Here is a 13729-nt window from a genome sequence, read left to right as displayed (position 1 = left end):
CGACGACCCGCGTGGAGATGGCGCACCGGTCTGGTCATCTCATCGCCATCGCCCAAGCCGAAGGAAATGCGTCATGGCTGAACGCTCTTTCGCCCGTGAGGTCCAGGACCTCAAGCTAGGCAACGGGGATGTCTTCCACGGCGAAGGGATTCTGGCCATCACCAAGGCGCTGCTGCAATCCGGCGTCGGCTATGTCGGCGGCTATCAGGGCGCGCCGATCTCGCATCTGATGGACGTATTGGCGGACGCACAGGAAATTCTCGGCGAGCTCGGCGTTCACTTCGAAACGTCGGCGTCCGAGGCAGCCGCAGCCGCGATGCTTTCCGCTTCCGTGATGTATCCGATCCGCGGCGCGGTCACCTGGAAGTCGACCGCCGGCACCAACGTCGCCTCCGATGCGCTGGCCAATCTCGCCTCAGGCGGTGTCACCGGCGGCGCGTTGATCGTGATCGGGGAGGATTACGGCGAAGGCTCTTCTATCATGCAGGAGCGCAGCCATGCCTTTGCGATGAAATCCCAGATCTGGCTGCTCGATCCCCGACCCAACCTCGAATCCATCGTGAAAGCGGTGGAGGACGGATTTGAGCTGTCGGAGGCGACCAACACGCCCGTGATGCTCGAAGTCCGCATCCGCTCCTGCCACGTTCATGGGCGCTTTGTCGCCAAGGACAACAAGCGCCCTGAATTCACGCTGGCCCAGGCGCTGGAAAATCCACGTCGGGATACCAACCGCATTGTGCTGCCGCCCGCCTCCTACCAGCACGAGAAGGAAAAGATCGAACAGCGATGGCCGGCCGCGATCGCCTTCATCAAGGCGCGCAAGCTCAACGAGGTCTTCGAGGGCGATATCGATGACGTCGGCATCATCCTGCAGGGCGGCATGTACAATGGCGTGATCCGCGCGCTGCAGGGCCTTGGCCTTGCGGACGTCTGGGGCCATACCCGCATTCCGCTCTACGTGATGAACGTGACCTATCCCCTGATCGACGACGAGCTGGTCGCCTTCTGCCAATCGAAACGCGCGGTGCTGATGGTCGAGGAAGGCCAGCCCGATTACATCGAACAGGCCCTGCACAAAATTCTGCGCAAGGCGGATATCCCGACCAGGATTTACGGCAAGGGCGAGTTGCCGATCGGCGGAGAGTATACCGCGGCCGTGATGGCGGCGGGGCTTCGCAACTTCCTCACCGCGGCCGCGCCCGGCGCGCTGCCGGACCGGATCCGTGCCCCGAACGATCCATCGATCCTTGCCCACGATAAGATCAAGGCGTTGGCCGAAGTGGTGCCGGCGCGCCCCGCGGGCTTCTGCACCGGTTGCCCGGAACGGCCGATCTTCGCGGCGATGAAACTCGTCGAAAAGGACCTCGGGCCGCATCATGTCGCGGCCGACATCGGCTGCCATTTGTTCTCGATCCTGCCGCCGTTCAATATCGGCGCGACCACGATGGGCTACGGCCTCGGCCCCGCCTCGGCGTCCGCGTTCAACGTGAAGGCCGACAAGCGCTCTATCGCCGTGATCGGCGATGGTGGCTTCTGGCACAACGGCCTGACCAGCGGCATCGGCAATGCCGTCTACAACCAGCATGACGGCGTCATATTGGTTGTCGACAATCATTATTCCGCCGCCACCGGCGGCCAGGACATCCTGTCGTCCCGCGCCGACAACAAATCGCGCTCGACCAACCACCCGATAACCGAGGCGGTGAAGGGAATCGGCGCAAAATGGGTGCGCCAGATCGACCGCACCTATGATGTCGCCAAAATGCGCGACACGCTGAAGGAAGCGCTCACAAGCACTGACAAGGGACCAAAGATCATCGTCGCCTCGTCCGAATGCATGCTGAACAAGCAGCGCCGTATCAAACCTCTGTTCAGCAAGGCCGTGAAGGGTGGCGAGCGCGTCGTGCGCGAGCGCTTTGGCGTCGATGAGGACGTCTGCACCGGCGACCACGCCTGCATCCGCCTGTCCGGCTGTCCCTCTCTTTCGGTGAAGCACACCAGCGATCCCCTGAAGGACGATCCGGTAGCTGCGATCGACAATAGCTGCGTCGGCTGCGGCAATTGCGGTGAGGTGGCGGAGGCCGCCGTACTGTGCCCGTCATTCTACCGCGCCGATATCATCCACAACCCGACCGGTTTCGATCAGTTCATGGCGAAGCTGCGCGGCAGCATCATCGGCTTCCTGCAGCGACGCCGCGACCGTCGCCGCCTCGCGCTGGTTTGAGGGCATGACCGGATGAACATCATGCTGCAGCCGCCCGCCAGCGATCTGACTCGACCGCTTTCGATCGCCGTGCTCGCGATGGGCGGCCAGGGCGGCGGCGTGCTGGTCGACTGGATCGTGGCGCTGGCGGAAAGCCAGAACTGGATCGCGCAGTCCACCTCGGTGCCGGGTGTCGCCCAGCGCACCGGCGCGACCATCTATTATGTCGAGATGATCCCTGCCCGCCCGGACGCCGCCTACCCGGTGCTGTCGCTGATGCCGGTGCCCGGTGAAGTCGATGTCGTGGTCGGCGCCGAACTGATGGAAGCCGGCCGGGCCATCCAGCGCGGCCTCGTCACGCCAGACAAGACCACGCTGATCGCCTCCTCGCATCGTTCGTTCGCGGTCCAGGAGAAGCTGGTGCCGGGCGACGGCATCAGCGACTCCAGCAAGGTCTATGACGCTGCAGAGGCCGCCGCGAAACGTTTCGTCGCCTTCGACATGGCCACGCTCGCAGACAGCACCGGCAGCGCCATCTCGGCAGTGCTGTTCGGGGCGCTCGCCGGCAGCGGCGCGCTCCCATTCGACCGCGAAGCGTATGAAGCGACCATCCGCAGTGCAGGCATCGGCATCGAGCCGAGCCTGCGCGCGTTCGCCGCGGGCTTTGAGCGCACGCAGGCGGATGCGGCGTCGGCGACGCCGCCCGAGGCGCCCAAACCCGCTTCCGCCGGCAAGCTGTATCCGGCGCTCGCACCGATCGGCGACGCCGCCTTCGATGCACTCGTCGCGGACGCCCGCACGACTTTCACCACCTCCCTGCATGGCATGATCGCCGCAGGCATGCGCAAGGTCGCCGACTTTCAGGACGTGCTGTACGCGCGCGAATATCTCGATCTGGTCGCCGGTTTCCTGCGCCTGGAGCGCAGCGGCGATCCCGCATTGACGCGGGCGGCGGCCAAACACATTGCGGTGGCCATGGCCTATGACGACGTCATCCGCGTCGCCGACCTCAAGACCCGCGCCAGCCGCTTCGAGCGCGTCCGCAGCGAGGTTCTCGCAAAGCCCGATCAGCTCGTCTACACTACCGAGTTCATGCATCCGCGCATGGAAGAAGTCTTGGGCACGCTCCCCGCGGGCCTCGGCCGGTGGCTCGAAGGCAAGCCTGGCCTGCGCAAGGCGCTCGACCGCCTGGTCAATCGCGGACGGCGCGTGCAGACCGGCACCATCAGATGGTTCCTGCCGCTATACATCTTGGGTGGCATGAAACGCTTTCGCCGCGGCACATTGCGCCATCGGCGCGAGGTCGCGCATCGCGACACCTGGCTCGATCTCGCCCGCAACACCGCCGCAAAAGATTACGAGCTTGCCGTCGCCATTCTTGAGGCGCGTCGGCTGGTGAAGGGCTATTCCGACACCCACGCGCGCGGCGCCTCGAAATTCGACAGGGTGATCGCGGTTGCACCGCGCCTCGCCGGTCGCGCTGACGGCGCGCAATGGTTGCGCCGGCTTTGCAAGGCCGCGCTCGCCGATGAAGAGGGTAAGGCGCTCGACGGCGCGCTTGCCACGGTTGAAACCTTTCTGTGATTGATACGATGGACCAGTTCGACCTCACCGTAACGGATATCCACGCGGAAACCGCGTTGATCCGCTCGGTCAAGCTCGCCCGCCCGCACGGCGAGCCGCTGCCCTCTTGGGAGGCCGGCGCGCATGTGAAAGTGCGCCTGCCCGTTGGCGGCGAACGCTCTTATTCGCTGATCAATACCTCGCTCGATCCGGCAGCGACCACACGCCCGCACGCCTATCGTCTCGGCGTGCGGATGGAGCAGCCGAGCCAAGGCGGTTCCAAATTCATGCACACGCTTAAGGTCGGAGACGTCCTCTCGGTCGCCGCGCCCCAGAACAATTTCCCGCTTGAGCCGACGTCGAAGCCGATCGTGCTGGTGGCCGGCGGCATCGGAGTAACGCCCATGCTCTCCATGGCGGCAACACTCACCGCCAGCAAGCACCCCTACCGCTTCATCTACGCCGGCCGCTCGCGCGACCATCTCGCCTTTCTCGGCGAGAGCGAAACGCTGTGCGGCGAGCACCTGTCGATTCACACCGACGACACCGGCGGCGTCTTCGACGTGAAGCGTCTGATGATATCGCTCACCGGCGACGAACCGTTGTACGTCTGCGGACCCAAGCCGATGATCGATGCGGCGATCCAGAGCGCCAGGGACCTCGGCTGGCCCGGCGGTCGCCTGCGTTTCGAGATTTTTACCACCCCGGGCCCCCTCGCCGGCGACCAGCCGTTCGAGGTGGTACTGAACAGTTCCGGCAAGACCTTCCTTATTCCGCCGGACAAGACCATTCTCAGTGTGCTGATCGAAGCGGGCGAGGATCCCATGCATGATTGCCAGCGCGGCGATTGCGGCATCTGCCAGGTCGGGGTGGTCGAAGGCACGCCCGACCATCGCGACTACATCCTGACGGATAGCGAAAAGGCCGGTGGCAAGGTCATGCAAATCTGTGTTTCGCGGTCGAAGTCGCCGCGGCTCGTGCTCGATCTTTGATTCCTAAGGAGGTGCCCATGGCCAGATATCGCGGAAACGTCGAAGCAATCAAAGGCCTCGTGCGCGAGACCGAGGTGCACCGCGACGTCTATATCGACGAAGAAGTATTCCAGCTCGAAATGGAGCATGTCTTCGCCAACACTTGGGCCTATGTCGGCCATGACAGCCAGGTCGCCAAACCCGGCGACTACTACGGCACCACCATCGGCACCCAGCCGATCCTGATGGTGCGCCACACCGACAACACCGTGAAGGTCCTGCACAACCGCTGCCCGCACAAGGGCACCCGCATCACCACCGAATCCTGCGGCAACACCGGAAAGTTCTTCCGCTGTCCCTATCACGCCTGGAGTTTCAAGACCGACGGGTCGCTGCTCGCGATCCCCCTGAAGAAGGGCTACGAGAACACCGGCGTCGAACAGAGCCACGCCGGGCGCGGGATGAGCGCCGTCAAACACGTGCATAACTATCGCGGCTTCATATTCGCCAAGCTCAACGATACCGGCCCCGGCTTCGAGGATTTTTTCGGCGACAGTCTTTCAAGTTTTGACAACATGGTCGACCGCTCTCCAGCGGGCCGGCTCGAAGTCGCCGGCGGCGTGCTGCGCTACATGCACAATTGCAATTGGAAAATGCTGGTCGAGAACCAGACCGATACCTGCCACCCCATGGTCGCGCATGAATCTTCGGCCGGCACCGCGATCGAGGTGTGGAAGAATGCGCCGCCCGGCGCCAAGAAGCCGATGGCGGTCGAGATCTACGCGCCGTTCATGGCGCCTTATGAATTCTTCGAGAACATGGGCATCCGGGTCTGGCCCAACGGTCACGGCCATACCGGCGTGCACCATTCGATTCATTCCGATTATTCGGCAGTGCCCGGGTATTTCGAGAGGATGGCGGCAGCGCATGGCGAGGAACGGGCCAAGTCGATACTCAATGAGAACCGCCACAACACGGTGTATTTTCCCAACATCATGATCAAGGGGCCGATCCAGCTGGTGCGCGTGTTCAAGCCGATCGCTGCCAACAAGACGCTGGTGGAAAGCTGGACCTTCCGCCTCGTCGACGCGCCCGACATGCTGCTGGAGCGTACATTGATGTACAACCGGCTGATCAACGCGCCGACTTCCGTCGTCGGCCATGATGACCTCGAAATGTACGAGCGCGCGCAGGAAGGCCTGCATGTCGACGCCAATCAATGGGTCAATCTGCAGCGCCTCTACGATCCCTCCGAAATAGCGGACACGACGGCCGTCACCAACGGCACCACCGAATGGCAGATGCGGAACCAGTTCCGCGCCTGGTCGAAATTCATGACGATGTCGATGTGAGTGCTGCCATGACCGCGCCGACTGACCAGCAATTGATCGAATTCGTCATTCGCGAAACCCGGTTGATCGACCAGCACCGCTTTGAGGAATGGCTCGACCTGTTCGCCGAGGATGGCTTATACTGGATGCCGCTCGAATGGGGCCAAACCGATCCGCGGCTGACGACGTCGCTGATGTACGAGGACAAGCTGTTGCTCAAGATCCGTGTCGAGCGGCTCAAGGGCAACCGGACCTTTTCGCAGAAGCCAAAGAGCCGCTGCCATCACGTGCTGCAGACGCCACAGGTCGACAGCCGGAACGAGGCCGCGAACGAGTATGTCACCTGGACGCCGATGCATTATGTCGAGACGCGCCTCGACCAGCAGGACCTTTACGCGGCCTGGGCAACCCACACCTTGGCGATGGTCGACGGCGCGCTCAAGATCAAGATGAAGCGGGTCGACATCGTTAATTGCGACGCCGCCTTCGGCAATATCCAGCTGTTCATGTGAGACGGTGATGCAGCTCCCGATCGAGGCTCCTGCAACCGTCTTTGAGGCCTTCGCACGCGCCGCGGCGAGCCACGGCAACAAGCCATTTCTGGCCGTGCTGCCCGAGACGGCGCAAGCCTATGGCATTGCGGCTGGCGAGATCAGTTATGGCGAGGTTCTCACACGGATTGTCGCTCTGACCGACGCCTATCGGGCCAGAGGCTACGGCCGCGGCCATCGGGTCGGCATTCTCATGGAGAATCGCCCGGGCTTTTTCCTGCATTGGTTTGCGCTCAATGCGCTCGGCGTGTCGCTGGTACCCATCAATCCGGACATGCGTGCCGCCGAGCTGGAATACCTGATCGGCCATTCCGAGATCGTCTCGGCGGTCGTGATCCCTTCGCGTCATGACGATGTCGCGGCCGCGGCCAAGGCGATCGGGCGCGACATTCCCGTCGTCGGGCCGGATGATAAGCCAATGGCGATCCACGCCTCGGCGCCGCGGCCAGGCACACCCGATCGCGACAGCGAATGTGCCCTGCTCTACACCTCGGGCACCACCGGCCGGCCCAAAGGCTGCGTGCTGCCGAACGAATATTTTCTGTATGCCGGCCATTGGTACGCCAGCGTCGGCGGCTTGATCGCGCTGAACCACAGCTCCGAGCGGATGCTGACGCCGCTGCCGGTGTTTCACATGAATGCGATGGCTTATTCCGCGATGGCGATGGTGACTACCGGAGGCTGTCTGATCGTGCTCGACCGTTTCCACCCGAAGAGCTGGTGGGCCAGCGTCAGGGATAGCCGCGCTACCATCGTGCATTATCTCGGCGTGATGCCGCCGATGCTGATGGGCGCGCCCGAAAGCGCCGACGACAAGCGCCACAGCGTGCGCTTCGGTTTTGGTGCCGGCGTCGACAAGGCGCTGCACGAGCCCTTCGAGACCCGGTTCGGCTTTCCGCTGGTCGAGGCCTGGGCCATGACCGAAACCGGCGCCGGCGCCGTGGTCGTCGCCTCCACAGAGCCGCGCCACACCGGCACCAGCTGTTTCGGTCGCCTCGGCGGCGAACTCGAGGCCCGCATCGTTACCGCTAGTGGCGCAGACGCCGGCGTCGACGAGCCGGGCGAACTTTTGGTGCGCCACGCGGGCCCGGCACCGCGCTATGGTTTCTTTCGCGAATATCTCAAGGACGCCGAAGCCACCGCGGAAGCGTGGGACGGCGGCTGGTTTCACACCGGCGACGTCGTGCGGCGCGGCGCGGATGGGGCATTTCATTTCGTCGACCGCAAGAAGAATGTCATCCGCCGCTCCGGCGAGAATATTTCGGCGGTCGAGGTTGAGAGTGTGCTGATGCAGCACCCCGCCGTCAGGCAGGTCGCGGTTGCGCCTGCTCCGGACCCGGTGCGGGGCGACGAAGTGTTTGCTTGCGTGGTGAGTGAGGGTGCGCTGCCGGATGCTGCAGCACGCAACAAGATCGCGGCCGATCTCGTCGCCTGGAGCCTGAGCCGCCTCGCCTATTACAAGGCGCCCGGCTATGTCGCGTTCGTGTCGGCGCTGCCGCTGACCTCGACGCAGAAAATCCAGCGCGGCGCCCTCAAGGAGCTGGTCGCCGCGATGATCGGTTCTGATCAGTGTGTCGATACCCGTCCGCTGAAGCGGCGGACAGTGCAGAAGGCCGGGTGAGAGATCATGAGCGAGAGCAACGTCGCCATCGTCACGGGCGCCAGCGGCGGCATCGGCCGGGCCATCGCCGAGGCGATGCTGGCTGCGGGCTACCAAATCATCTCGCTCGACCGGCGCCTGCCGGATTGGTCGCATCCACGGTTGGAACCGGTTCTGGTGGATCTGTTCGATGCGAAGGCGACAGCGGATGCCGCCGCCGATGTGGCGGCCCGGCATGATGTTTCGCATGTCATCCACAATGCCGGGATCATCCGGCCCAATCTGATCGAACAGGTGACGGTCGACGACATCGCTGCGCTCAGCCAGCTCCATCTCGGGGCCGCGCTGACGCTGGCTCAGGCCGCGCTGCCGGGCATGAAGCAGCGCCATTTCGGACGCATCGTCCTGATCGCTTCGCGCGCCGCACTTGGCGCCGCCACCCGCACCGCTTATTCGGCGACGAAGTCCGGCATGTTTGGCATGGCGCGGACGTGGGCGCTGGAGACGGCGGCGCACGGCATCACGGTCAATGTGGTGGCTCCGGGACCGGTCGAGACCGACATGTTCCACGAAGTCATTCCGCAGGGCAGTCCGAAGGTCGATCAACTCGCCCGCTCGATCCCGGTTGGCCGCATCGGCCGGCCCGACGATGTCGCGCGCGCCGTGATGTTCTTTTCGAGCCGCGATGCCGATTTCATCACCGGCCAGGCGCTCTATGTCTGCGGCGGCGCGAGCATCGGATCGATCGCGCTTTAGGTTCCTCACGCGCGGGGAATGGTCAACGGCCGGGATTCCCGCGTCTGCGCCGCAAGACGAACCGCGGCATTGGCGGCGCCAAATCCTTGATAATTCCGCCGCTGGACGACCTCGAAGAAGAACCGGTCATCGAAGGTGTGGGTGTAGATCTGGAAGAACTCGCCGTCGCCTTCGCGATCGTACAGAATCTGGTTGTCGCGAAGCGCTGTCATCGTCGCCGCATCGAGATCGTATTTGGCTTCGATATCGTCGTAATAATTCTCCGGTATCTTCAGGAAATCCGCGCCGCGCGAGCGCATATCCGCGACAGTTGTAAAAATATCGCTGCATGAAAATGCAATGTGCTGCACGCCGGAGCCGAAGAATTCGTTGATGAAACGGGCTGACAGCGTCCGCGTGGCGGATGAGCCGTTCAGGATCACGCGCAAGCCCTGATTGCCGTTGATCAGCGCCTGGCTCTGCACGAGCCCGACCGGATCGGCGATCTCCATTTGCGGCAGGCGTTGCAGATCGAGGATGCCGGTGTAGAACAACAGCCAGGACAGCATCTCGTCATAAGGCATCGACTGCGAGATATGGTCGACCGCGTCGAGACGGTCGGTCGCGGCATCGCTGCGCAACGCTTCGAAATCGGTGTCCCAGTTCTTGCCCGAGGCCTCCAGGAAATACAGCAGGCTGCCGCCGACGCCGCGTATCGCAGGGATTTCAAGTTCGCCGCGCCCGACCGGCTGGTAGAAGGTGAGCGCCTTCAGCGCTTCCGCGCGGGCCATGGTTTTGCCGGCGTCGTCGATGTCGATCGCAATGGCGCAGACGCCGGGGCCATGCGTGACGTAGTGCGAATGCGCAAAGCCATCCGGCTCGCAATTGATGACCAGCTCGATATGGCCTTGCGACCAGCGCTCGACATCCTTGCTGCGGTGGGAACCGGTCTTGCGAAAGCCGAGCTGGCCGAACAGCGCCGACAGATCCCTTGCTTTGGCTTCGTCGACGGCGAATTCGACGAAGCCGACGCCGCGGCTCTGCGCTTTGGGCTGCAGCCTCCGCGTCGACGCCTTGGACGAACTCCTGGCCAGTTCATCCTCCAGCAGGATCAGCGAACGCAGCCCGTCGGTCGCGGTGCGGACCGGCGAGCCGGAGCGAAACTGATCGTTGAAAATCTCCAGCGACAGCGGACCGCTATATCCAGTCGCGGCCACGGCATCCATGAAGGAGCCCACCGGCAGGTCGCCCTGCCCCGGGAAGCAACGGAAATGCCGGCTCCAGGACAATACGTCGAGACCAAGCTTCGGCGCGTCGGCCAGCTGCACCAGGAAAATCCTGTCCGCCGGAATAGACTGAATCGCGCTGACCGGAAATGCCGGCGCCAGCGCATGGAAGCTGTCGAGGATGATGCCGATCGATTTGTGATCGGCGCGGCGCACGATTTCCCAGGCGTCGCGATAGTCATTGACGTGACGCCCCCAGGCCAGCGCTTCGAAACCGACGCGCAGGCCGTGCGAAGCCGCGAGTTCGCCAAGGGCACGGAAATCCGCGGCGGCACGGTCAATTCCGCCAAGGGATGCCGGTGAAACATTACTGCAGATCAGCAGCAGGTCGGTCCCTAATTCCCGCATCAGGTCGAACTTATGCTGTGCCCGCGCGAAGTTGCGGGCGCGCTGCGGCTCGGGCATGCCCTCGAAATCGCGGAACGGCTGGAACGCGCAAATTGAAAGGCCGAGGTCGCGGCAGAGGTGCCCGACATCGCGGGGGCTGCCGCTGAACGTGAGCAGGTCATTCTCGAAAATCTCGACAGCATCGAAGCCGGCGCCGGCAATGGCGCGCAGCTTTTCATCAAGCGAGCCGCTCAGCGAAACCGTGGCGATCGAGCGTTTGGTCATGCGATTGGCTCCATGAACCCTTGCCTCCGAGGCCGGCACGATAGAGCTAAAGCATCCTTCCTTTCAACCATCTGGCCAGTCGCCCGATCACCTATAGCCCAAGGCGATCGCGGATCCGGCCCGTCAGCACGACGCCCTTGACCGCCACCGGCCACAGCGCGTGGAAGCGAATCGGCTTCAGGCCCGTGATCGGCATGTCGATCTCGGCCTTCTCGCCGCCGATCAGCCGTTTCGCGAGTTGTTGACCCATCGCGGTTGCGAGCGCGACGCCGCGGCCATTGCAGCCGAGATAGGCCAGCACGCCCGCGCCGGGTTCGTGCACATGCGGATAGTGATCCGATGTCATCGCAAGCCGGCTGTTCCAGCCGTGCGTCCAGCGCACGCCGTGGATTTTTGGCCAGAGCCGTTCTGCGTAGCGCATGAGGTATGAGACCGGAGCCGGATCCCTGATCCATTGCATCGGACCGCGGCCGCCCATCAGCAGGCGGTTCGACGCATCGACGCGGTAATAGACGGTGATATGCCCGCTCTCATACAGCACCGACCGCGTCGGCATGATTTGTCGCGCGACGTCGTCAGGCAAGGGCTCGGTTGAGGCGATCGAGCTGAACACCGGCACGATGGTGCGGCGCAGGTCAGGCCAGAGATCGTCAGTGAAGCCGTTGGTGGCGATCAGGACCTTTTCGGCGCGAACCACCGCGCGCGGGGTCTCGATGCGCCATCGTCCGCCCTCGCGACGCAGCGAGGTCGCCGGCGTCTCGCCGTGAACCGCAGCACCGGCCGCCATCGCCGCCCGCGCGAGACCGCGGGCGTAACTCAGCGGCTGCACATCGCCGCCGCGCGCGTCCTTCATGGCCAGCAAATATCGATCCGTCCCGGTCGCTTCGCGAACCGCATCGCGGCCAAGCAGAGTCACCGGCATGCCGCGCCGGATGCATTGTTCCGCTGTTATCTTGACCCCCGCCGTGCTGGAAGCATGATAGGCCGCGCGCAGCGTGCCGTTTTGCCGCGCCTCGCATGCGATTCCGAGACGCCGGATCAGGTCGAGCGTGAACACCGGCGTGTTGTAGCTGAACGCGATCATGCGCCGGCCAAGATCCTCGCCGAACGTCGCCTCGACCGTATCGGGATCGAGTTTCAGTCCGGGATTGAGCTGGCCGCCATTGTTGCCCGTTGCGCCCCAGCCGGGTTGCTGGGCTTCGAGCACGATCGCATCGGTGCCCTGTTCGGCAAGATGCAGCGCGGTCGACAATCCGGCAAAGCCGCCGCCGATGATCGCCACCGACACGGACTTGTCGACATCGAGCAGCGGCGTCGCGACCGGCGCCACGGCGGTATCCGCATAGAGGCTCGGCGGCAGGGCAAGGGGTTGATGGGTCACGGTCATCATATCAGGCAAATTCGTTTCACAGCTTTTACTTCATAGCGGATGCAGCACGCGGTGCAGGAAATCCTGGGTCCGCGCGTGCTGCGGCGCGTTGAGCACGGACTTCGCCTCCCCCTGCTCGACGATGACGCCGCCGTCGATGAACAGCACGCGATCGGCGACGTCCCGGGCAAAACCCATCTCGTGGGTAACCACGACCATGGTCATGCCGTCATCGGCAAGCTTGCGCATGACGCCAAGCACCTCGCCGACCAATTCAGGGTCGAGTGCAGAGGTCGGTTCGTCGAACAGGATCGCCTTGGGCTGCATTGCCAGCGCGCGGGCGATGGCGACGCGCTGCTGCTGGCCGCCCGAAAGCTGCCCCGGATGGGCGTCGGCCTTCTCCGCAAGCCCGACCTGCGCCAGCAGCGACCGGCCGCGCTCGAGCGCCTCGGCCGGCGGTTCCTTCTTCACGTAGATCGGACCTTCGACCACGTTCTCCAGCGCGGTGCGGTGCGGAAACAGGTTGAAGCGCTGGAATACCATCGATACCTGAGTGCGGATCGCGACGATCGATGGCGCCTTATTGTCGACCTTTGCCCCCTCCACCAGGATGTCACCGGAATCGTAGCTCTCCAGGCCATTGATGCAGCGCAGGATGGTCGACTTGCCCGAGCCTGACGGGCCGATGATGCAGACCACCTCACTCTTCTCAACCGAAGCGGTAATGCCCTTGAGTACCTCGTTGGAACCAAAGCGCTTATGGACGTTGTGGAGCTCGATCATTTGCGGTTGGCCTTGTTCTCGAAATGGCGAACCAGCAGGATCAGCGGAATGCTCATGGTGAGATACATCAGGGCGACCAGCGTGAATACGCTGGTGTTCTTGAAGGTCGAGGAAGCAATCAGCTTGCCCTGCAGCGCCAGTTCGGCGACCGTGATGGTCGAGGCTTGCGAAGAGTCCTTCAGCAGCATGATCATGATGTTGCCGTAGGGCGGCAGCACGATCCTGACCGCCTGCGGCAACACCACGCGGCGCATGGTCAGCCACCAGCCCATGCCGATGGTCTGCGCGGCCTCGATCTGTCCCTTGTCGATCGCCTCGATGCCGGCGCGGAAATTCTCCGCCTGGTAGGCCGAATAGGCGATGCCGAGCCCGAGGATCGAGGCCTGCAGCGCAGACATCGCGATACCAAAATCGGGCATCACGAAATAGAGGTAGAACAGCAGCACGATGATCGGGATGCCGCGGATCACGTTGATCAGACCGGCGCTCAATCCGGTCAGGACGCGAACGCCGGAGACCCGCATCAAGGCCCACAGCAGGCCCAGCACCGTCGACAGCAGCAGCGAGCCGATAGTGACGACGACGGTCAGCCAGACGCCCTGCAGCAGGATCGGCAGGAACTCGACGGCATCGCGCAGGAAGTTTTGCATCGGCTCAGATCACGCGTTGCGCTATATTTTGACGCGTTTTCTTCACGCGAACCGGTATCCACTTCGCTTGAAAAC

Annotated in this window: 11 protein-coding genes; 7 read left to right on the top strand and 4 right to left on the bottom strand. The window is 63.6% G+C overall.

Annotation, left to right across the window (positions count from 1 at the left end; genetic code table 11):
- The first annotated feature begins 73 nt into the window (after window positions 1–73).
- The 7 genes from ACSQ84_RS02375 to ACSQ84_RS02345 are packed head-to-tail and all read left to right on the top strand — an operon-like array spanning window position 74 to window position 8975.
- Window positions 74–2224: a thiamine pyrophosphate-dependent enzyme gene (locus tag ACSQ84_RS02375; protein ID WP_436210038.1), complete on the top strand. Its 2151-nt coding sequence runs from the start codon at window positions 74–76 to the stop codon at window positions 2222–2224.
- 21 nt (window positions 2225–2245) lie between these two features.
- Window positions 2246–3787, top strand: coding sequence for an indolepyruvate oxidoreductase subunit beta family protein (locus ACSQ84_RS02370; protein WP_436210037.1), 1542 nt, complete (start codon window positions 2246–2248; stop codon window positions 3785–3787).
- 8 nt (window positions 3788–3795) lie between these two features.
- Entirely contained in the window at window positions 3796–4758 is a 963-nt protein-coding gene (locus tag ACSQ84_RS02365; RefSeq protein ID WP_436210036.1) for a PDR/VanB family oxidoreductase, read from the top strand.
- 17 nt (window positions 4759–4775) lie between these two features.
- A complete protein-coding gene (locus ACSQ84_RS02360) occupies window positions 4776–6089 on the top strand; it encodes an aromatic ring-hydroxylating dioxygenase subunit alpha (protein ID WP_436210035.1) in 1314 nt (437 codons plus the stop codon).
- An 8-nt stretch (window positions 6090–6097) separates the two neighbouring features.
- Window positions 6098–6580, top strand: a complete 483-nt coding sequence (locus tag ACSQ84_RS02355) for an aromatic-ring-hydroxylating dioxygenase subunit beta (RefSeq protein WP_436210034.1) — start codon at window positions 6098–6100, stop codon at window positions 6578–6580.
- Window positions 6581–6587: 7 nt separating this feature from the next.
- Window positions 6588–8240, top strand: coding sequence for an AMP-binding protein (locus ACSQ84_RS02350; RefSeq protein ID WP_436210033.1), 1653 nt, complete (start codon window positions 6588–6590; stop codon window positions 8238–8240).
- Between the two features lie 6 nt (window positions 8241–8246).
- Window positions 8247–8975, top strand: coding sequence for an SDR family oxidoreductase (locus ACSQ84_RS02345; RefSeq protein WP_436210032.1), 729 nt, complete (start codon window positions 8247–8249; stop codon window positions 8973–8975).
- Window positions 8976–8980: 5 nt separating this feature from the next.
- Here the strand turns inward: ACSQ84_RS02345 and ACSQ84_RS02340 are convergent, their stop codons facing one another.
- The 4 genes from ACSQ84_RS02340 to ACSQ84_RS02325 all read right to left on the bottom strand — a co-directional run bounded on the left by ACSQ84_RS02340 (window position 8981) and on the right by ACSQ84_RS02325 (window position 13654).
- Window positions 8981–10852 carry a bifunctional sugar phosphate isomerase/epimerase/4-hydroxyphenylpyruvate dioxygenase family protein gene (locus tag ACSQ84_RS02340; RefSeq protein ID WP_436210031.1) on the bottom strand — a complete coding sequence of 624 codons (1872 nt, stop codon included), beginning with the start codon at window positions 10850–10852 and terminating at the stop codon, window positions 8981–8983.
- A 91-nt stretch (window positions 10853–10943) separates the two neighbouring features.
- A complete protein-coding gene (locus ACSQ84_RS02335; protein ID WP_436210030.1) occupies window positions 10944–12233 on the bottom strand; it encodes an NAD(P)/FAD-dependent oxidoreductase in 1290 nt (429 codons plus the stop codon).
- A gap of 39 nt (window positions 12234–12272) precedes the next feature.
- Window positions 12273–13004 (bottom strand): amino acid ABC transporter ATP-binding protein, encoded by a 732-nt coding sequence (locus ACSQ84_RS02330; RefSeq protein ID WP_436210029.1) that lies wholly within the window; start codon window positions 13002–13004, stop codon window positions 12273–12275.
- Window positions 13001–13654 (bottom strand): amino acid ABC transporter permease, encoded by a 654-nt coding sequence (locus ACSQ84_RS02325; RefSeq protein ID WP_436210028.1) that lies wholly within the window; start codon window positions 13652–13654, stop codon window positions 13001–13003. The genes ACSQ84_RS02330 and ACSQ84_RS02325 overlap by 4 nt, the downstream gene beginning before the upstream one ends.
- Between the last annotated feature and the right edge of the window lie 75 nt (window positions 13655–13729).

It is taken from the genome of Bradyrhizobium sp. LjRoot220 (assembly GCF_964252915.1).
GTDB lineage: Bacteria > Pseudomonadota > Alphaproteobacteria > Rhizobiales > Xanthobacteraceae > Bradyrhizobium.
Note: the sequence above shows the minus strand (reverse complement) of the source record. Positions and strands in the feature narration are given on the sequence as shown.